We start from the raw sequence: 20,131 nt of genomic DNA, 5'->3' as shown, positions 1-20,131 counted from the left end.
CATGGAAGATATGGCCCTGCCTCTTATTTCGCAGCTGCGCTCGCGCCTGGAGTCTATCCTGCTTGTCGTGGACTCGCCCGCCAGCGTGGAGGCCCTGGCACGCGCGCTAGATGCCGAGGTGAGCGTTGTGAGCGATGCCTTAAGGGCGCTCAAGCGGGAGCTGGATGAGCGCGGTTCCGGCATCGATCTCCGGGAAACCGAGGAGGGGTGGCGCTTCTACACGCGCCAGGACAACGCCGATGCCGTGGAACAGTTTGTGCTGGACGGCACCCAAACTAAACTCTCCCGCGCGGCCCTGGAGACCCTGGCGGTGATTGCTTACCGCCAGCCGGTCACCCGCGCCCAGGTGGCCGGCGTGCGCGGCGTCAACGTGGACGGTGTCGTCCGCACCCTGGCGCTGCGCGGCCTTATCAGGGAGGTGGAGGCCACCGAAGGCCTGGCGCATCAGTACGAAACCACGGAGCTCTTCCTCGAGCTTCTGGGTATCGATTCTCTGGAGCGTCTGCCCGAGCTGGCGCCACTGCTGCCGGACCTGGACCAGATTGAGGAGGACTATTCATAGCGGGCCCTCCTGCGGTAGGATTGCGCGCGGATACTGGCGCTTCGCGCCGCCGCAAATTGAAGAACTATCGAGAGGACACAAACCCGTGACTCCACCCGCTCGCCGCGATGGCATACCGGAAAAGAAGCAGAGGGCCAGCGATAAGCTGGTTTCCAACGCTAAGCCGGCGCGCCACCAGCACGTAAAGAAGAAGCGTTCTGCCACCGCAGACTCCGTGGCCCGTGATTTGGGGGCTGATTGGTTGGTTGAGGACAACTCCAAGTCGAAGAGGAATGGCGGCCAGTCCGCACAGGGCGAACGCCTCCAGAAGGTCCTGGCTAAGGCCGGCGTGGCTTCCCGCCGCCACGCGGAGATTCTCATTGATGAAGGCCGCGTCGAAGTCAACGGCCAGGTCATCATCACCCAGGGCACCCGCGTCAATCCCAACGCCGACGTTATCCGCGTCGACGGCGTCCGCATCAACGTCAACGAGGACACGCAGTACTTCGTGCTGAACAAGCCCCGGGGCATGCAGTCCACGATGTCGGATGACCTGGGCCGCCCGTGCGTCGGTGACGTGGTGGCGGACCGGGTCGTCTCCGGCCAGCGCCTGTTCCACGTGGGGCGCCTGGATGCCGATACCGAGGGGTTGCTGTTGCTCACCAACGACGGCGAGCTGGCCAACCGCCTCATGCACCCGAAGTACGAGGTGCGCAAGACTTACCTGGCCACGGTGTTGGGTGAGGGCGATAACAAGCTCGTTCGCCAACTTAAGCAGGGCGTCGAGCTGGAGGACGGCGTGGCCAAGGCAGACTTCGCGCAGATCGTGGACAAGAACCAGGGCTATTCGCTCATCCGCGTCGAACTGCACGAAGGCCGCAAGCACATTGTGCGCCGCATGCTCAAGGAGGCCGGGTACCCGGTGCAGCGCCTGGTGCGCACGAAGCTGCACACCGTGCAGTTGGGCGATATGAAGCCGGGCACCCTGCGCGCTTTGAATTCCAACGAGTTGACCAGCCTGTACAAGGCGGTGGGGATGTAAATGATTTCTAACATGCCAAACCAAGGCCTCATCGTGGCCGTTGACGGACCGTCCGGGACCGGCAAGTCCACCACGTGCCGCGCGTTGGCCAAGCGCCTGGACGCCAAATACGTCGATACCGGCGCGATGTACCGCGTGGCCACGCTGGCGGTGCTGCGCGCGGGTGTGGACCCGGCGGATACCGCTGCGGTCATTGACGCTACCGCGAACCTACCGCTGGAGGTTTCCGACGATCCGAACTCCACCCAGGTCATCTTCGACGGCGAGGACGTCTCCCGCGTTATCCGGGAGGACGAGGTCACCCGCAACGTCTCTGCTGTCTCCGCCATCCCGGAGGTGCGCCAGAACTTGGTCGAGCTGCAGCGCACGTTGGCTGCGCGGGCCCACCGCGCGATTGTGGAAGGCCGCGATATTGGCACCGTCGTCCTGGCGGATGCGCCGGCGAAGGCCTACATGACCGCCTCGGCCGAGGTGCGCGCGCAGCGCCGCCACGACCAGAACCTGGCGGCGGGCATTGAGTCAGACTTTGACACCGTGCTTGCTGACGTTGAACGGCGCGACGCCGCCGATTCCTCCCGTACCACCTCGCCGCTGCGCCCGGCTGAGGACGCCGTGCTTGTGGATACGTCTTCGATGACGCGCGACGAGGTACTCGAGGCGCTTGTTGACCTCATTAAGGAGTCTGCCGATGATTAATGATGCACACACCCCGGACGAGTCGGGCCAGGCACCCGAGGAGTTCGAGACCGAGTTCCACTACCCGGTGGGCAAGTTCGAAGAAGAAGTAGTCCGCGATCCGCATGGCGGCTGGGCCCCGGCCGACTTCGACTCGGAGGAGTTCGACTACGAATTTGATGAGTCGGAGCTCGATGAGTCCGAGTTCGGCGAGGCGGACTACGGCGAGGACGGCAGCATCGACGGCGCCGAGGCTCCCCTGAGCGAGGAGGAATGGGAGGCGCTCTCGCACGCATTTGGTGTCGACGAGCAGCACACCGAGGAAAACCTCTGCACCGTGGCCGTCGTCGGCCGCCCAAACGTGGGCAAGTCTTCCCTGGTCAACCGCTTCCTGGGGCGTCGCGAAGCAGTGGTGGAGGACCACCCGGGCGTGACCCGTGACCGCGTGTCCTACGTGGCGGATTGGAACGGCCAGCGCTTCTTTGTCCAAGACACCGGCGGCTGGGATCCCAACGTCAAGGGCATCCATGCGGCGATCGCGCGCCAGGCGGAGCAGGCCATGGCCACTGCGGACGTCATCGTCTTCGTCGTCGATACCAAGGTCGGCATCACCGAAACCGATGCCGTCATGGCCCGCAAGCTGCAGCGCTCCGAGGTACCGGTCATCCTGGTGTCCAATAAGTTCGATTCGGAGACCATGTACGCCGACATGGCGGAGTTCTACGCGCTGGGCCTGGGTGATCCCTGGCCGGTATCCGCGCAGCACGGCCGCGGTGGAGCCGACGTCCTCGATGAGATCCTGCGCCTGTTCCCGGAGGAGCCGCGCAATCCCTCCATTACGTCCGGCCCGCGCCGCGTGGCGCTGGTGGGCAAGCCGAACGTGGGCAAGTCCTCGCTGCTTAATAAGCTGACCTCGGAGGAACGCTCGGTCGTCGACAACGCCGCAGGCACCACCGTGGACCCGGTGGACTCCCTGGTGCAGCTGGATGAGCGCCTGTGGAAGTTCATTGACACCGCGGGTCTGCGCAAGAAGGTCAAGAACGTCCAGGGCCACGAGTACTACGCCTCCCTGCGCACCCGCGGCGTCATCGACGCGGCTGAGGTGTGCATCATGCTTATCGACGCATCCCAGGAGGTCTCCGAGCAGGACCAGCGCGTGCTCAACATGATCCTGGAGGCCGGCAAGGCCCTCGTTATCGCCTTCAACAAATGGGACCTGGTGGACGAGGACCGCCGCTACTACCTGGACCGCGAAATCGATGAGAACCTGCGCCACCTGCCATGGGTGACGCGTGTGAATATTTCCGCCGAGACCGGCCGCGCCCTGCAGAAGCTGGAGCCGGCGATGATTGAGGCGCTGGAGAGCTGGGATCAGCGCGTGTCTACCGGACAGCTCAACAACTGGATGCGCGAGGCCATTGCGGCTAATCCGCCACCGATGAACAACAACCGCCTGCCGCGCGTGCTCTTTGCCACCCAGGCATCGACGCAGCCGCCGACAATCGTGCTGTTTACCACCGGCTTCCTGGATGCCGGCTACCGCCGCTACCTGGAGCGCAAGTTCCGCGAGCGCTTCGGCTTCCACGGCTCCCCGGTGCGCATCGCGGTGCGCGTGCGCGAGCGCCGCCAGCGCCGCTAGGCAGGAACCACCTTCCATTTCCCCAAACCTGGAACCCCATACTTCCTGCTGGACGTCGCCAAGCGCTTGCCGACGTCTCACCGGCCACCAGCGAGTTTCGGGTTCTAGGTCTGGGGATTTGCGTAGAGGGGCCTAGATCCAGCCGTTGGTTTCAGCGCGGCGGGCGGCCTCGAAGCGGTTGCTCGCTCCAGTCTTGGACATGACGGCGGAGATATGGTTGCGTACCGTGCCGCCGCTAAGGTGCAGCGAGCTCGCGATATCGGCAGAGCCGGCACCGCGAACGAGGAGGCGGCAGACATCGATTTCGCGTTCGGTGAGAGGATTGTCGGGGCTGAAGAGGATGTCCTGGGCCAGCTGCGGATCGATGACGCGCAGGCCGGAGTGGACGCGGCGGATGGCGTCCGCCAGCTGGTCCGGGGGAGTGTCTTTGACTAAGAAGCCGTCGACGCCCGCGTCGAGGGCTCGCTTGACGTAGCCGGCGCGCCCGAAAGTCGTGACGATAAGGCTGCGGCAGGCAGAGCCGTCCAGGGTCTGCGCCGCATCGATGCCATTCATGCCGGGCATCTCAATATCAAGCAGCGCTACGTCGACGCTACGCTCGGCCGCGAGGCGTGCAACTTCCACTCCGGAAGAGCATTCGGCCACGACCTCCATGTCCGGCTCGGTGTTAAGGAGCGCGGTGAGGGCGCCGCGGACGAGCGATTGGTCTTCGGCGATGAGAACCCGGATGAGCGCGGTCATGGTTGCTTAAACCTCCTGCACAGTATGGTCGCTGCTGAAAGTGACGAGCACGGAGGTGACACTACCGGAGCGTTGGATAATGACCGTACCACCGGCGTCCTCTGCGCGGCGGCGCAAGCCTGCAAGACCCGTGAGTCCGGAGGCCAGGGCGCGCGCGGCATCATCCGTGAATCCGCCACCGTCGTCCGAAACCTGGAGGGAGTCCGCAGCGAGGAATACCCAGCAGTGTTTAGCGCCCGAGTGGCGCACCACGTTGGTGGTAAGTTCACGCAGCCCCCAGGAGAACACGTCTTCGTTGCATGATGGGTGCGGGAAATTCTCTGGGATGTGGGCTCGGATTCCTGCTGTATCGAGGATGCGGCGTGCCGCCTGAACTTCGCCGGCAAAGGTGGGGTTCTTCATGCGCGTGACGGTGGAACGGACCTCAGCAAGGGAGCGCCGCGACAGGGAACTGATTTCTTCCAACTCGCTGGCGGCGTGTGCGGGATCGCGCTCCAGATACCGTCGCGCCACCTCAGCTTTGAGGTTGATAGCGGTCAGCGTGTGGCCAAGCAGATCATGAATATCGGAGGCGATGTTCTCGCGCTGCTGCGCGAGCGCCAAGTCGTGGCGCAGGGCCGTTTCGGTATCGCTGCGCTGCGACAGGGCACCCAGCACTACGATGAACAGCGGCCAGCCAAAGATGATCAGGGAGAGGGAGACAAAGACGGGACGGCCGAAGTACCACGCAGGAATGCTGGCGGCACAGCCGGTGAGCGCAACGATGGTTCCCGCCACCGTAAGCGGCTGGGTGTAGGCGATGATAGCCCCGAGATATGGCAAGAAGACGACCGTCCAGACGCCGTAGGCGGGGATAGCGGCAAGCGCGAGCACGGCGAGAAGCACCCAGCGAAGCGCCACCCGCTGGCGTTGTGACCAGCCGCGCGGCCAAGACTGAAGGCTGCCGAAGGAAAGGAAGTAAGCGGCGGCGAAGGCGAACGTGATGATAGCGGCCCAGACGCGTTGTGCGGAAGAATAGTCGGGCAGCACCAGAACCTGCAGGAAAGCCGGGAGGAGAAAGATGAGCCAGATGGCCGCGAATGCCGCGTTGCGAAGCGCGAAGTGTTTCATCAGGCGCGGGCCTTGTCGCGTTGGCGAAGGAGCAGGCACATCCCGGCGAAAACCACTGTCCATACAGCGATGTTAACGCATGCGTACCACAGCGGATCGTCGATAAAGGGATGCTCGCTGTCGACCATCTGGGCCCCGTCAGACAGCGGCCAGCGGGCAAGGGCCTGGGCGCCGTACATGGGACTAAAACGGCCGAGGCTCAGGATAGATTCCTTGAGCGGCATGAAGACGTTTCCGGCGAAGGCCAGGATGACGATGCTTGAGGACGCAATCGAGACGGTGTTCTCCGAGGGGATGAGCATGGTGCAGGCCATGCCGTAGATTCCGAACGGAATGGCGCACGCCAACGTAAGGAGGAAGGACACTAGCCACTGCTCTGGCTGCATACTGGCCTTGGTGAGCGCTCCGGTGACGAAGACAGTGGTCACGGGCAAAAGAGCCCGTACTGCGATGTTGAGGCAGCTGGCCCACGCCAGCTGGGAGGGGCGCAGGGGAGTCAGCGCTAGCTGCCGGCCCCAGCCGGTGCGATGCTGGGCCACTATCGCCCCCGCAGCCCCCACCGCGCCCGTGGCGCCGGCATAGAGGGCCATACCAATCATGACGAGGGCAGCGACGTTGCCGCCATTGAACTCGACGTCGCCGTAATCCTGCATGGCGCCGAAGAGGACATAGAAGACCACCGGAAGGCCAACGCTGAAAAAGAGCGTAGGCATGTCTCGGCGGAGCCGCTTGAGATCGAGGACAGCGTAGCGCAGAGTGGTCGAGGTATGAAGCATGGGCACTCCTTATCGGGTTGAGTTGTCGGGCCCGGCGCTGGAGAGCTCCATGAAGGACTCCTCCAGGCTGTGGGCGCTTATCGTGATGTCGTACGCGTTGGTTTGGGTAAGCAGGTAGCGCGCTACTGCGTCCGAGTCACGGGTGGTGATGGTGAGACCGGTGGCGGTGTGCTCCCGGTGGAGCGCGCCGGGCAGCGGGGCGCTCAGGATGCTGGTGGGCACCCCCGCAGGAAAGGTCGCGCGCACGGTGCGCGTCGCATGAGCGTCGCGGATCTCCTCAGTGGTGCCATCGGCGCGGATCTGCCCTTTGTCTAGCATGATGATGCGCTGGGCAAAGGCGTCGGCCTCCTCCAGGTAGTGCGTGGTGAACAGGATGGTGCGCCCGGCGCGGGCTTCGCTGCGCATGGACTCCCAGAAGTGCCGGCGGGCGCTGGCGTCCATGCCGGCCGTGGGTTCGTCGAGAAGCAACAGCTCAGGGTCGCCGAGGAGAGCTAGCCCAAAGCGCAGGCGCTGCTGTTCGCCGCCGGAGCATCGACCTACCCGCCGCGAGAGGAGGTCACCGAGCTCCGCGCGCTCAATGATGTCCGCATAGGCGCGCCGGGTGGGGAAGGTGGCGCCGATGAGTTCCAGGGTTTCCTTGACGGTGATATCTGGCAGGAGGCCGCCGGTCTGCAACACCGCGCCAACGCGGCCGCGGGCGATGGCGTTGCGTGGGGTATCACCGAGGACCTCAATGACGCCTGCGGTGGGGGAGGTGAGCCCCAAGATGAGGTCGATGAGAGTGGACTTGCCGGCGCCATTAGTGCCCAGCAAGCCGGTGATTTGTCCGCGCGGGAGGGTAAGGGAGACGTCGTGAAGCGCACGCACAGGAGCGCGGGAGGAAGCGTGAAAAGTCTTGGTGATGCCGGATGCGCAGATGGCCGACAGTGAGGTCTGTGTGTCCATACCTTCACGCTAGGAAGGGCAGGTAGACACCACGTAGGCCCCGCGTCATCACTTTGGCATGACAGGTGTCATGGGATGCCCCGGCTACTCTTCTCCGGTGCGTGCCAGCACGAAGGCGTCCGTGCGGTACGGGATGGCCAGCTTCTGTCCGGGCTGAAAGCCCATGTGCTCGAAGAGGTACCAGTTGAGGTTGTACGTCATGCGCTCATGAATCGTGCTCTCGTTGCGCAGCCAGTAGGAGCGCGTATGCATCAGTTGATGCAGCTGCTCCGGGGTGAGGAAATGTTCCCAGGTCAGGCGGAGCTCATCACGCACTTCCCACGGGGCGGCAATGGTGGGATAAAAGCCGGGGCGCTGCACGTCGCCGGAGTGCATGATGCGCGCCAGCCGCAGAATCCACGGGTCAGCACCCACGTCCAGCGTGTTCCACACTAGGAGCACTTTCCCACCCGGCGTCAGAACACGGTCGAACTCGGCGCAGGCGCGCTCCACGTCTACCCAATGCCAGGTCTGGGCGCAGGTGATGGCGTCAACGCTGCCGCCGGCAAGCGCGGTGTCTTCGGCGGTGGCTCGCCAACACGGCACGCTCAGCTCAGCGAGTACCCGCGTCATGTCGGGGGAAGGATCGCTGGCGAAGACCATGGGGTTGTCCAGCGTCGCGGTGAGCTTGCCGGTACCGGCACCGACGTCGAGCACAGAGTGCGCGGACGCAATGAGCTTGGCGACGTCTCCCGGGTACCCCGGCCGCACATCATCGTACGTATCGGCGCCGTGCTCAAAGGCTCGCGCCGAGCGCGCGCGGAGCTCCGACGTGCGAAACGTCGGTCCCTCCTTCTCCGAGGCCGGGCGGTAGCTGGGGTAGTGCTGGGGCAGCGGATGGGAAGTACGAGGGGTCTGAGGCGGCTCGGAATTCATAGCGCTGTTAAACTTACCGCGCTTGCTTCGGCGCGCGGAAGCGCGGGCGCGGAGCTGTTACGTTAGAGCAGCAGTGGTACGACAGATGTGAAAAGAGAGTGGGTGGTGCGTGATGCGTGAAGGCGCAGCCAGCATGCAGCGGCCACGGTGCCGGTCATTCCGCCTACTCGCGGCGGCCTCCGCTACCGCGTGCGCCATGGCTGTGGCATCCTGCGGCAGCAGCGAAGACAGCCCTCTTGAGCAGTCGCAGCCGTCCACGGCCTGGACCAATGACTTGGGCATTCCACTGTCGACACCGCTGGTGGGACCAGAACCAGGACACACCAAGAAGATGCAGCTGGCATCGGGCCGCACCTTCCTGCTGCACGTCCCGGAGGGCTACACCCCGGAGCGCTCGTGGCCGATCATTCTGGTCTTCCACGGCTGGAATGAAACAACTGAAAGCCTGGAGGTCAACACAGGCTTTTCTGACTCCCGGGCCATCGTGGCCTATCCCCTCGGCGTGGACGGTGCGTGGTCACCGGCGCCCTATGCCAAGACGAGCACCGATGAGGACTTGCAGTTCGTTCACGACATGGTGGATGGGCTGCGGTCGACGTACCGGGTGAACGATAATGAAATCTTTGCCGCGGGCATGTCCAACGGCGGAGGCTTCGCGGCCTTCTTGGCCTGCCGCATGCCGGAAACCTTCCACTCCGTCGCCACGGTGTCGGCGGCCTACTACGAGGGCATCCACGATGGATGCACGGATAGACCGGTGGGGCGGCTGGACCTCCACGGCACCAAAGATCCGGTGGTCAGCTACGACGGCGGAGTGCGGCACGAGACCCCGTATGCGTCCGTGAAGGAGGTTCTGCACGAGCACGAAAGGCGCAATAGGTGCTCGGGCAAGGTGGAAAGCGTTCGCCTCGCCAACGGCGCGGAGAAGGAAACCTGGATTGGCTGCGAAGCCCCGCTGCAGCACATTCGCATCGAGGGCGGGTCCCATATCTGGCCGGGCGGATTCAATACTCGGCACATTGAAGTCGGTCCAGGCTTTGCCACCGATGCGGTGCTGGACTTCTTCGGCATTCCCGGCCGCCCGGCGAACACCAAGCAAGAGGGCGCTACGGCATCGACGACGCGCGAGGCGCCCTAGTCCTGGCAGGCGCTGTGTGTACCGCGCTTGTCTGCGCCGCCGGTGGCGGCTCCGGTGAGGCGAACCTGCCGGAAGGACATGCCCTCCAGTGCTGATACTCGAGCTAGACAAATATCTGCCACGGTGCGAAAACCCGCAGCGTAGGCGGCACTATCCTTCCCGGTGGGCTGCGCTATCTGCACCAGATGCACGCTGCGCTCGCCGCCGTCTTCGCGGTTGAGCTCGGCGACAGCCTGGGCAGTTGTCCCGGAACCTGCAAAAAAGTCCAGCACCACCGCGTCCTTCCCGCCCGCGATGGCAATGAGGTGCTTGATCAGGCGTACCGGCTTGGGAAAATCGAAAACCCCGGCAACACCCAGCGCCTGCTCGGCGTCGCGCCGGCCCGAGCGGGTCACCCCGAAACGCTCGCCATCCAGAATGGAACGCGGGCGTGCGCCCTTCTTCTCATAGTTCTTGGTATAGACAAACCCGCGGCGGAAGACCAGCTCGTCGTAGCGCTCCGCCACCTTGTCGCGGCCCCAGCGCCAGCGAGCCACGTGAGTCTTGCCCAGCGGCTGGTGCGGCCAGTACTCCCGGCCCTGCGGATCCGTGATGGGAAAATCCAGGGAGGGAAGATAGCCCAACGTTTTCGAGTCAAGGCGTACGAGGGAATAGTTACCTTTGTCGTCACTATGGTTGTAACGAGTCGACGTATGCCCCTGGGGATCGACGTTGAAGCCAGGGTTGGCGGGGGACTTAGCGTAACACAGCACGTACTCGTGCTCAAGCACGGCGTACTTGGAGTCGTTCTTGCCGGTGCCGCCCTTCTTCCAGATCATCTGTCCGGCGAAGCAGTCTTCACCAAAGACTTCATCCATGACTAGCCGCAGGTGCGCGCATTCGGATTCTCCAATGGAGACGAAGATGAAGCCGGTGTCTGCGAGCACCTCGCGCGCCACGATGAGGCGGGGGAGCATCATAGAGAGCCAGTGAGCGTGCCATTGGCCAAAGTTCTCGGACCGTATCTCGCGCCGCTGGCGAAAATTGTCGTGGTAGACGAAGTCTTTGCCCGTGTTATAGGGCGGGTCAATATAGATGACGTCGGCGTGGAATCCTTCGGCGCGGAAATGCTTGAGCGCATCCAAGTTGTCGGACACGGTGACAGAATTCGGTGCGTCCTGCGGATCAGTCTCTTCGAAGTATGTGGCATCCAGGGGACGCTGGGCCTCCGCTCTCGCGGCTTCCTTCCCCAGCCACGTGAGGCCAAAGTACGGGGACCCCAGTGAAGAAGAGTGCGGGGCAGGAGAAGCAGGCGAGCTGTGCATGGTGGCGGCGAAGGGGTTTTCGGAGTTTTTTCAGGGTTGTACGTCGGACGTTAACAACGGAATTGTGTTGTGAATCAGGGTAGCTTACGCGCTGCGCGGTGGTGTGAACGACTGGCGCGAGACCTCGTAGAAGAGCTCCTGTAGCCACCCCGTCAGCTCTACAGGGACGCGCAACGACAGGCACTAGTTACGGAATGGTAACTTTAGCGAACGATATTCAAACTTAAAAGCGTACTGAGATTGCCGATCATTGCGAGCTCACGTAATGGCCCCGACGGGGTAGCGAGAGGGGGTAACCTTTCGATGAAGGGCTTAAAAACTCTCAGGTTCTTTTGCTATCCCTCCGGTGGTCAAAACTGACAGCGGGCACGTATAGATTTTATGGCGAAGATTTAGGTCTGTCGGTACGGTGGGTGACGTGGCCCGCACAGCAGTGGCTCAGACCGGCTAGGTCTCACTGGCTCACTGTCTATAGGGGCCAGCTGCAGGCAAGTTGGCTGCGGCTGATGAGAAACGAAATTAGGAGAAAGGACGATACACATTGGGTATCTTCGACAAGGCAAAGGACGCTCTGAACACTGACAAGGGCGAGAAGATTTCAGACGGCGCTCTGGACAAGGGTGCAGACTTGGCTAAGAGCAAGCTGGGTGAGGACAAAGCTGACAAGATCGACTCTGCTCGCGATCAGCTGGACGACCGCATTGGCAACGCAGGTGCCGAGGGTGCTCCGGAGGAGCAGAACTAACTACGGGTATCACCCCTCAGCAAGTGGCATCTGGGTGGAGTACCCCCAGCCTGTCGCATAGCGCAGCCCCCGTCTCCGAGAGGAGAGTGGGGCTGTTGTGGTTTTCGGCGGCGAGGTCTTTAGTGTCCACGTAGTGGGAATTTTATCCGCCGTAACCGGACTGCCACCTGAGTGTTGACTTTAAATTTGATAAGGTGTTGGATTCGTAGTCAAATCTGAGCGAATAGTAGGTAGGCTTCTAAACGTGATTACTTCAGTTGGTGTGGATAAGGGCAACCAGCCCTCTCGTCAGCTTCTTATTGAGCAGGCGGGGAAGGTTATCGCCAAGGCGGGAATTAGCGCGGTGCATCTGCGCGAAGTTGCCGACCAGGTTGATGTCCCCTTTGCAGAAGCGCGCGAGCACTTTGCCTCTGATGAGCAGCTCGTCGAAGCAACCACCGAGAGCTTGAATGACGCTCTCACCTCCGCAGTGGATCTGCACCTTGCAGACCTACCTGAAGATGCCACGACAATCGATAGGCTTCGTGCCGCAGCCTTGGCCTACTTCTCCTTTGCTGTGGAGGACCCCACCGCATTCGGCGCGTTCTCCGCGGCGCAATCGGTACCAAAGCCGCGCCTGTATGCAGAAGACTTTGCGGCTGCTGACGGCGCCACTGATCCGTGCCCGATCATGGAGCTGCTCTTTGACCTCACCGGGGAAGCTATGGCGGAAGCAGGTGGCTCGTCCGACCCGCAGGAGATCATGCTTTCTGCCCTCGCAATTTTTTCGCACCTGCATGGCGTGACGCAGCTGGCTGCAGAGGGAATCCTGCGCTACCTGTCGCCGGCGGCAAAGAAGCAGACCTTCAGTGGCGTTATGGACACACTCAGCGTGGGGCTCAATCCTTTCTTTAAGGGTGAACGCGTGGAGAAGGCTGATCCACGAGGTCTGAATGGGGAACAGCCGGAGCCGATTGTTCATAAGGCCGTGGACTTCCCACGCGGTACCGAGGAAGAAACGCGAACCGCACTGCTGCGTGGTGCCATTGAGGAGGTGCTGGACCACGGCGTCACCGGCCTCCACTTGGGTGGCGCTGCTACCCGTGCCAACCTGACGGTCCAGGAGGCCGAGCATCTCGTCGAGAGTGACCAGGAGCTGGCCAGCTACCTGGAGCGCTACCTAGACAAGATCAACTACGACTTCATTGCCGGACAGGTTTCGGCTGTCCCGCAGGACGCGGGCGCGATCTCAATGATCAGGGCCACGGGTTACGGCTACGTTTCTCACGCGCTGGCAGATCCGATGGGCTTCGATGCCCTGATCAAGATCTCCTCTGGTCCCATCGTGCCGATGTCCTTCGAGGATGACTTCCTTCCGAACGCCGGCAAGGATGTTGAGGTCCAGCGTGACTTTAGTGAGTTCGGGCAGGCCTTTGGTTTCATCATGTCGCTCGTGCGCCAAGCTATTGATGAGGTAGACGGCCCGCGCACCCCGTGGGTCCTCTACACGCTCGTGATTTCCGTGTGGGCAGGCGCTCACGGCCTCGCTATGCTGAGCACCAAGGGCCCGCTGCGTGACTACGAGACGGACTACATCTTCAAAGTGCTCACGCACTACATGGACATCGAACTTGGCGGCGTGATGCGAAGCATCAGTGGAGAGCAGTAGCTGTCCAGCGCGGTCACCGCTTTAGATTGGCCACTGTGTTTTTCCCTCGACGCTCACTAGCGTTCGAGGGAATATTTTTGCTCAAATCCTTCGCCACTATTTCCTCAAAGGTCATACTTTAGTTTCGTCTTTGCTGCTATCGGCATAATGGGAGTTCACTGGTCCGCTACTTTTGGATGCATGTAAATGCGTTGAGCGGGAAGTTTGCGTCTCGGAGTTACACTAAATTGGGGGTAGCCAATCTTTTATTAACAGTGGCAATAAGATTTGCATGGTTGTATAGTGACTTCGTCCCAAATAAGGAAGATCTTACCTTGAACCTGCAGAATTCAAGGCCCTACTCAAGAAAGCTTCACTATGCACCCTATTCGTTCCCGCATTGTGGCTACGGCTGTTGCTGTCGCCACCGCTTCGTCCCTAATCGTCGCCCCGCAGGCCTTCGCGGATGAGGCACCTTCTGATTCCTCGTTCGTCCAGGAAAAGTCCGGCACCGAGAGCGTTTACGTCAACGGCACAGAATTCGATGAGGACGGCAACCTTATTGACCCGAATAATGCCGGTGATACAGCCATTGAGGAGCTGGAGGGAGAGAGTGAAGAGAGCGGCTTCAGTTTCTACGACGCGGAGCCAACTGAAGCTACTGAGGCTTCTGGCAATGCCAAGCCCACTACTCTGGACGAGCTTGAGACCACCGAAGCCTCCACTAAGGACGTCTCAATCAAGGCTGTAGAGAAGAACGGCAAGCTGGTGTGCGAAATCACCGATGCCCCGGGCAAGGAAGGCGAGCTGCTTGAGCGCAAGCTGGAGCTGGCCAAGGCATTCTACGACGGCGGCAACAAGATCCTGCAGACGGTGTGGGAAGTAATTCCCGTGGTTGGGGACCTGATCCCTGCTGACTTCATTAAGAAGATCGGCGCCACCTCGTGGAATGGCATTGCTGAACTGGTCCGCAAGGGCGAGAAGGACAAGTCCGTAACCTGGGACCTGGCACGTGCTCAGGGCATGGCCATCGGCCGCATCGACAACGCCGACGCCGACGTGGACCTGGACAACCCGGAGATGGCCAAGAAGACGGTGTCCGACCTCATTAAGTTCTCCGACGCGGCTTTTGGCAAGGGCGTATCCGTCATCCTTAAGGTGTTTAACGCTGCCGTTACTATTGCGGGCCTCTTCCCGGGTGCTAACGCGGCAGGCGAGCTGAAGCTTTCCGGTGACCAGCAGAAGGAGATTGAGGATACCCTGGCGGGCATTTCGAAGTCTGCGTCTGCACTTGCCGCTGTCAACGCGCCGGCCGGTCAGAAGTGCGCTGACATCCTCAATGGCAAGAAGGTTGCTTCCGATGACCCTGCCGACCCGACCACGGAAGCCACCACCACGGAGCCTAGCGAGTCGACCGAGGCAACCGAGGCAACCGAGCCGACCGAGACTACTGACTCCACGGAGTCTTCTACCTCCGCTGAGCCCACTGAGACCACCAAACCGTCTGAGTCCACTGAGCCGTCCGAGGCTACCAGTGAGACCACCACGGAGTCTAGCGAGTCGGCCGAGGCAACCGAGCCGACCGAGACTACAGACTCCACGGAGCCTTCTACCTCCGCTGAGTCCACTGAGCCGTCCGAGGCTACCAGTGAGACCACCATGGAGCCGACGACCACTGCGGTTGCCGGTGCCGACGGCCAGGACGGGCGCGACGGCCGTGACGGTCGCGACGGTAAGGACGGCGAGCCAGGTCGTGACGGGCGCGACGGTCGCGACGGCCGTGACGGTCGCGACGGCCGTGACGGTCGCGACGGCCGCGACGGTGAAGATGGTGTCGACGGCAAGGACGGCGTGAACGGCCGCGACGGGCGTGACGGTCGCGACGGCATTGACGGTAAGGACGGCGAGAATGGCCGTGACGGGCGGGACGGCCACGACGGCATTGACGGTAAGGACGGCGAGAATGGCCGCGACGGCCACGACGGCGTAGACGGCATCGATGGCAAGGACGGTAAGGACGGCAAGGACGGCAAGGACGCTGACATGTCATCCATGGTCGGCTACTCTTTCCTCGCAGCCATCCTAGGCGGCGGTGTCACGGCGGCCATCCTGGCGGCAGCTGACTACCTGTACCTCACGGGCTACCTGCCCAAGGGCAGCCTGCCCTGGCGTGCTGAGCGCTAAAGAGCCACCATCCGCGGCCTTACGGTCCGCTCGGTGATGGGACCTCCCCTCGATAGCAGGGGAGGTCTTTTTTCTTGCGCTACAGTCTCGCCGTCGTGCGTATGATGGCGGGCCATGACTGTGATAACCACTGTCTATGTGTCCTTCCCCGGCAATGCCCGCGAGATGCTTGAGTATTACCACTGAGTGTTTGGCGGCGAGCTGGAGATTATGACCTACGGTGAGCAGTTGGATAACGGCGTCCAGTTCCCCTTTGACCCGCCGCGAGACGCAGTGGCGCACGGTACCCTGCGTGGACCGTTTAACTTCAGTGGTGGCGATGACCTGAAGAACTCCCGCGACACGCTCAATCCGGGTGACATTAGCTTCAGGGTGGAGTCGGTCTCTGTCGAGGAAGCAGAGTGCATCTACAACAAGCTCGCAGCAGACGGTGGCAACGCCTCAATGCCGTTCGCACAGGCTCCGTGGGGAGACTACTTCGGCAAGGTAGTGGGACCGTTTCGTGGTGGGCTTTAACGTCACGGGCAGCGCCACCCCTGACGCCGCGAACAGGTAGCCGGCAATTGGTGGGAGTGCGCGAGGGACTCACGGTAGTCGTCGCTCACCGCGAGCGCGCCCACGACGTCGCGGTGTTGTTGCGTGACTTCAACGCGGAATTCGATACCGCGAGCCCAGCGTTAAGGATTCTTACTGCGCGGTTTCAGCGCTTACTGGAGCGTGACGAGGTTCTGGTGTGCGTTGCTGACCTCAACCACAGCGTGGTCGGCTGTGCATTCCTGACGCTGTGGCCTAGCCCGTACTATGAAACCCCCGTTGCCATGCTCGAGGAGCTGTACGTGCGCCCGGCATTGCGCGGGCAGGGGATTGGCACGGCCATCATGGACGTAGTAGAGGCGGAGCTGCACGGGAGGGGCGTCGAGGAGATCCAGATCAATGTCGACGAGATGGACGGCGGCGCTTGTCGATTCTTCTCTCCCCGGTCGATTCTTCACCGACCGTCCGTGGGGATAGCCGCTGCTATTCACTTGCCTTTTCTTGCTACTTCCCTTCGTCTGCGGAGACGTAACCGGCAGCGCACGTGATGAGGCCGATGAAGCCGCACACGATTGCTACTGGCCGCGGCTGCTGCAGCACTAGCACGGTGCAGGCGACGGCGTAGGAAAGAGTCGCGAAAGAGAACCACCGCATTGCGGCGGCAGACTTGTGTCTGACAAAATGTTGCGACCGGCTATTTGGTAGCAGTGTCGTGACTATCCGGTAGCGCTTTAGTGAGTATCTGGTAGCAGCTCAGGGCGCTCGGGATGATACTTCCGGTAGTCGCACCACTCGGGTGCGGCGTGTACTGGAAGGAGTCCGCTGATGACGGATTACCGTGCGGTGATGGCGCTGCTTTTAGGGAAGCGTTCTTACCGCCAGATTGAAGACCAGCTCGGGTGCTCGCACCGCGCGATTTCCCGAGCGAACCAAGCGCTGCGAAGCCTTGGCCTGACCACTGCCCAGCAGGTCGCGGCGTTGACGAATGACGAGCTGGATGAGATATTCGTTGATAAACGCACCAGCGGGCAAGGCGAATTCGTCCCGATTGACTTTGACGCGGTCGTTAAAGCACGCACAGGGCGTGCGAAGCAGACACTGCAAGTATTGTGGGCTCGCTACACTACCACCCCCGCCCAGCCGGGCCAGCGGCACTACAGCTACGACCGGTTCCGCCAGCTGGTTGCCTCCCATGTCGATGCGGCCGGGCTGACCGCCCGGATCACTCACGCACCAGGGCATACGATGCAGGTGGATTGGGCAGGGACCAGAATGCGCCTGTACGCCCCTTCCGGCACACCGGGTGAGAAAGTCAGCATTTTCGTCGCCTCGCTGCCGTATTCAGGGATGCTGTTTGCCTGTGCGTGTGTTGACCAGCGGCAGCAGTCCTGGCTTGATGCCCACCGCCAAGCGTTTGACTACTTCGGCGGGGTCTGCCAGGTTGTTGTACCCGATAACGCATCGACGGCGTCGAACGCGATCAGCACTGCCGATAGGAATCGGAAGGTCAACGACACCTACCAGCAGTTCTTGGAGCACTACAACACAGCAGCACTTCCCACTCGTGCGCGTCGGCCGAAGGATAAAGCGAATGTGGAAGCTGCGGTAAAGATCGTCACGCACAAAGTCATCCACGCGCTCGATGGCCACCAGTGTGTTGACTTAGACGAGCTCAACGGAAAGATTGTGGGCTTAGTCGACGCGATCAACACCTCCGTGCCGTTTCGCAGTCAGCAGTCAAGCCGCAGGGATCTCTTTGAAGAACACGAGCAACATCTCCTTGCTGACCTGCCGACAACCCCGTGGCAACACACCGAGTGGAAGCGCGCGAAAGTGGCCCCAGATTTCCATATCACGGTTTCAACCGTGCGCTACTCCGTCCCACACCAGCTTGTTGGCCGCACTGTCGATGTACGCATCACCGGGCAAGTCTTGACCGTCTTTGACCAGGGAACAACCGTGGCAACCCACCGGGTTTCGCAAAAGCGTGGGGCCTATGTCACTGACTATGAGCACATTCCCTCTGGAATGGACTCCACCCGTGGACTGTGGACAAGCGACTACTTTTACCGTGAAGCCAGCAAAACCGGCCCGGCAACACGCAAGGTCATCGAAGAACTCATCGCGGCGAAAGCCATCCCGGCCCAGGCATACCAGTCCTGCAGAAACGTTCTGTCAATGGGCAAACACGGCAACAAACCAATCCTGGAAGAGGCATGCCAGCGCCTGACCGCCAACGACGACAGCCGACGGGCGGTGTCCTATACCGCGGTCAAAAACATGATGGCCGTCGTACGCAAAGAACACGCCACACGGCCTAGTGGTCTAGACCAGCTCCCGCGCAGCACCACAACCAACCAGCCCACCGGCACAGCACCCTCCGACCGGGATACCACCGGCGCGTTTCTCGGCGGTGCAGAACAGTTCAGCATGGACAACCTCATTCAGAAAGGAAACTAAAGCCCATGTCATCACCAACCCCGCCAACAGATCGCTTCCTTGATGAATCCGTCCTGGCCGACTTCACCGCGCTGCGGATGACTGCCTTCGGCAGAAGCGTCATCGACATCGCCAACGACCCCGCATTCGACGCATGGACGTTTTCCCAAAAAGTGCTTTACGCACTCGATAAAGAAGTCGCGGCCAGGCGTGAACGACGCATCAACAAACTGCTGAAAGCATCCCGATCGCCAAACCTTGATGCTTGCCTTGAAAACGTGGTCTGCACACCTGACCGCAACATCAACCCCGAGCAAGTCAGCAGACTCGCTCACGGACAATGGTGCCACCTGGGCCAAAACATTGTCATCCTGGGCAAATCCTCAGTCGGCAAAACCTACCTCGCCCAAGCACTGATCACAGCAGCATGCCGCAACGACTACTCCGCACGGTTCTACCGCACCGACATGCTCGCCGCCGAACTAGCAGTCCTACAACCCGATGACCCCATACGGCTGAAGTTCATCCAACACCTCCACGACGTCGACGTCCTGGTCCTAGATGACTTCCTCACCACACCCATTAATGCCGCAACCGCGCACCAAATTCTCAACATCCTCGCCGGGCGTGAAGGCAAAGTGTCAACAATTGTGACCTCACAATTCACCCCGCAGGAGTGGTACAAGTCCATCCCCGACACCGTGATCTCCGAGTCAATCCTCAACCGACTCGTCTCCGGCGCCGAGATCATCACACTCGAAGGACCAAACATGAGACTGACCACCCACGCATAACCACCAACAACGCCTGAGTGAGACACCGCTACCGGATACTCACTCAGGCGCTACCAGATACTCACCACACCGCTACCATTTCAATCTTCTGAACATGACAAAAGGGTTATCTATTCCGAGATCGTGCGCGGCCGGTATGGCGGTAGTGGTGAGTGCCCCTAATACTAGGCCACCGAGAGCCATTGGAGCTATCCAAGCAACAAGACTTCGGATGTAAAGGGAAATCAGTACGTCCTGTCTGGGCTAGAGAAAAACATCCCCTAGGATCGTCCATGAGGCGAAAACGCCTAAACCCACCGCATCGACGCGGTGGGTTTAGCTATGCGGAGCAGTTTCGCAAATGATTTAAGCTAGATTCGCAAAACCGTCCCGGAATTTTGTCGGACTAACAGGATTTGAACCTGCGACCCCTACACCCCCAGTGTAGTGCGCTACCAAACTGCGCCATAGTCCGCCGTCGCACCGTTCGGTGCAACTGCTACAGATTACACCAGCGGTATTCGATGAAACAAATCCCTGCTCATTCCCGGTTTCGGGGCCGAATGGGCGCCGGATCCCGCGCGCAGAAGTAGTAGGAGAGGTGCTAGAACTGCCCGGCGGAGTACACCCACTGGCCATCCTGGCGGCGGAAGGTGGAGCGCTCACGCTGGGAGCCTGAGGCCGCACCTTTATAGAAGGCCTCGAACTCCACTACGCCGGTGTCATCGAGCCGGCCGCCCGCCACGGTGTCGAGAATGTCGAGGCGGTAGAAGTGGATGCCGGTATCTGCCAAATCTAGGCGCTCGGGGCGCGTTTGGGGGTCCCACGTGCGTAGCAGGTAGTCCTCGTCGCCGGTGACGAAGGCGCTGAAGCGGGAGCGCATGAGTGCTTCTGCCGAGGGGGCGGGCGTGCCCGCGTGGTATCGCGAGCAGCACTCGCCGAAGGTGAGACCGGTGCCGCACGGGCAGCGGGCGCCGGGGTCCAGGGGGTTGAGAACAATCAT

The 20,131-nt window shown here is 61.5% G+C and carries 19 protein-coding genes and 1 tRNA gene; 12 read left to right on the top strand and 8 right to left on the bottom strand.

Features of this window, described 5'->3' with window-relative positions; genetic code table 11:
• Positions 1–10 precede the first annotated feature (10 nt).
• The 4 genes from scpB (at position 11) to der (ending at position 3,897) form a co-directional block, all read left to right on the top strand.
• On the top strand, positions 11–562 hold the full coding sequence (gene scpB, locus ACLI1P_RS06980; protein WP_411709703.1) for an SMC-Scp complex subunit ScpB: 552 nt from the start codon (positions 11–13) through the stop codon (positions 560–562).
• Positions 563–647: 85 nt separating this feature from the next.
• Complete coding sequence (locus ACLI1P_RS06975; RefSeq protein WP_411708447.1) at positions 648–1,583, top strand: pseudouridine synthase; 936 nt, start codon at positions 648–650, stop codon at positions 1,581–1,583.
• On the top strand, positions 1,584–2,279 hold the full coding sequence (cmk, locus tag ACLI1P_RS06970) for a (d)CMP kinase (RefSeq protein WP_411708446.1): 696 nt from the start codon (positions 1,584–1,586) through the stop codon (positions 2,277–2,279). It abuts the gene before it with no gap.
• Entirely contained in the window at positions 2,272–3,897 is a 1,626-nt protein-coding gene (der, locus tag ACLI1P_RS06965; RefSeq protein ID WP_411708445.1) for a ribosome biogenesis GTPase Der, read from the top strand. The genes cmk and der overlap by 8 nt, the downstream gene beginning before the upstream one ends.
• Before the next feature lie 132 nt (positions 3,898–4,029).
• Here the strand turns inward: der and ACLI1P_RS06960 are convergent, their stop codons facing one another.
• The 5 genes from ACLI1P_RS06960 to ACLI1P_RS06940 all read right to left on the bottom strand — a co-directional run bounded on the left by ACLI1P_RS06960 (position 4,030) and on the right by ACLI1P_RS06940 (position 8,384).
• Positions 4,030–4,638, bottom strand: a complete 609-nt coding sequence (locus ACLI1P_RS06960) for a response regulator transcription factor (RefSeq protein ID WP_411708444.1) — start codon at positions 4,636–4,638, stop codon at positions 4,030–4,032.
• A gap of 6 nt (positions 4,639–4,644) precedes the next feature.
• Positions 4,645–5,748, bottom strand: a complete 1,104-nt coding sequence (locus ACLI1P_RS06955; protein ID WP_411708443.1) for a sensor histidine kinase — start codon at positions 5,746–5,748, stop codon at positions 4,645–4,647.
• Positions 5,748–6,524: an ABC transporter permease gene (locus ACLI1P_RS06950; RefSeq protein WP_411708442.1), complete on the bottom strand. Its 777-nt coding sequence runs from the start codon at positions 6,522–6,524 to the stop codon at positions 5,748–5,750. The genes ACLI1P_RS06955 and ACLI1P_RS06950 overlap by 1 nt, the downstream gene beginning before the upstream one ends.
• A gap of 9 nt (positions 6,525–6,533) precedes the next feature.
• Positions 6,534–7,469 carry an ABC transporter ATP-binding protein gene (locus ACLI1P_RS06945; protein WP_411708441.1) on the bottom strand — a complete coding sequence of 312 codons (936 nt, stop codon included), beginning with the start codon at positions 7,467–7,469 and terminating at the stop codon, positions 6,534–6,536.
• 84 nt (positions 7,470–7,553) lie between these two features.
• Positions 7,554–8,384, bottom strand: a complete 831-nt coding sequence (locus ACLI1P_RS06940; protein WP_411708440.1) for a class I SAM-dependent methyltransferase — start codon at positions 8,382–8,384, stop codon at positions 7,554–7,556.
• Positions 8,385–8,580: 196 nt separating this feature from the next.
• On the opposite strand from ACLI1P_RS06940, the gene ACLI1P_RS06935 reads away from it, so the two are divergent.
• Positions 8,581–9,522: an alpha/beta hydrolase family esterase gene (locus ACLI1P_RS06935; RefSeq protein WP_411708439.1), complete on the top strand. Its 942-nt coding sequence runs from the start codon at positions 8,581–8,583 to the stop codon at positions 9,520–9,522.
• Here ACLI1P_RS06935 and ACLI1P_RS06930 read toward each other — a convergent pair.
• Positions 9,519–10,658 carry a site-specific DNA-methyltransferase gene (locus tag ACLI1P_RS06930; RefSeq protein ID WP_411708438.1) on the bottom strand — a complete coding sequence of 380 codons (1,140 nt, stop codon included), beginning with the start codon at positions 10,656–10,658 and terminating at the stop codon, positions 9,519–9,521. The genes ACLI1P_RS06935 and ACLI1P_RS06930 overlap by 4 nt on opposite strands.
• 709 nt (positions 10,659–11,367) lie before the next feature.
• Between ACLI1P_RS06930 and ACLI1P_RS06925 the strand changes: the two genes are divergently transcribed.
• From ACLI1P_RS06925 to ACLI1P_RS06895, 7 genes are all read left to right on the top strand, one after another.
• Positions 11,368–11,571 carry an antitoxin gene (locus ACLI1P_RS06925; protein WP_408931421.1) on the top strand — a complete coding sequence of 68 codons (204 nt, stop codon included), beginning with the start codon at positions 11,368–11,370 and terminating at the stop codon, positions 11,569–11,571.
• A 244-nt stretch (positions 11,572–11,815) separates the two neighbouring features.
• Positions 11,816–13,219 carry a WHG domain-containing protein gene (locus ACLI1P_RS06920; RefSeq protein ID WP_411708437.1) on the top strand — a complete coding sequence of 468 codons (1,404 nt, stop codon included), beginning with the start codon at positions 11,816–11,818 and terminating at the stop codon, positions 13,217–13,219.
• Between the two features lie 357 nt (positions 13,220–13,576).
• The gene (locus tag ACLI1P_RS06915; RefSeq protein WP_411708436.1) at positions 13,577–15,382 is read left to right on the top strand and encodes a hypothetical protein; all 1,806 of its coding nucleotides are present in this window, start codon (positions 13,577–13,579) and stop codon (positions 15,380–15,382) included.
• 186 nt (positions 15,383–15,568) lie between these two features.
• Positions 15,569–15,898, top strand: coding sequence for a VOC family protein (locus ACLI1P_RS06910; RefSeq protein ID WP_408931424.1), 330 nt, complete (start codon positions 15,569–15,571; stop codon positions 15,896–15,898).
• A 56-nt stretch (positions 15,899–15,954) separates the two neighbouring features.
• Positions 15,955–16,464 carry a GNAT family N-acetyltransferase gene (locus ACLI1P_RS06905; protein ID WP_408931425.1) on the top strand — a complete coding sequence of 170 codons (510 nt, stop codon included), beginning with the start codon at positions 15,955–15,957 and terminating at the stop codon, positions 16,462–16,464.
• 277 nt (positions 16,465–16,741) lie between these two features.
• Entirely contained in the window at positions 16,742–18,376 is a 1,635-nt protein-coding gene (gene istA / locus ACLI1P_RS06900) for an IS21 family transposase (protein WP_411708435.1), read from the top strand.
• Between the two features lie 5 nt (positions 18,377–18,381).
• Positions 18,382–19,149: an ATP-binding protein gene (locus tag ACLI1P_RS06895; RefSeq protein ID WP_251247762.1), complete on the top strand. Its 768-nt coding sequence runs from the start codon at positions 18,382–18,384 to the stop codon at positions 19,147–19,149.
• A gap of 380 nt (positions 19,150–19,529) precedes the next feature.
• Here ACLI1P_RS06895 and ACLI1P_RS06890 read toward each other — a convergent pair.
• A tRNA-Pro gene (locus ACLI1P_RS06890) sits at positions 19,530–19,603 on the bottom strand.
• Positions 19,604–19,732: 129 nt separating this feature from the next.
• Complete coding sequence (locus tag ACLI1P_RS06885) at positions 19,733–20,131, bottom strand: YchJ family protein (RefSeq protein WP_408930548.1); 399 nt, start codon at positions 20,129–20,131, stop codon at positions 19,733–19,735.

Source organism: Corynebacterium tardum (genome assembly GCF_046717785.1).
In the GTDB taxonomy this organism is placed as follows: domain Bacteria; phylum Actinomycetota; class Actinomycetes; order Mycobacteriales; family Mycobacteriaceae; genus Corynebacterium.
Note: the sequence above shows the minus strand (reverse complement) of the source record. Positions and strands in the feature narration are given on the sequence as shown.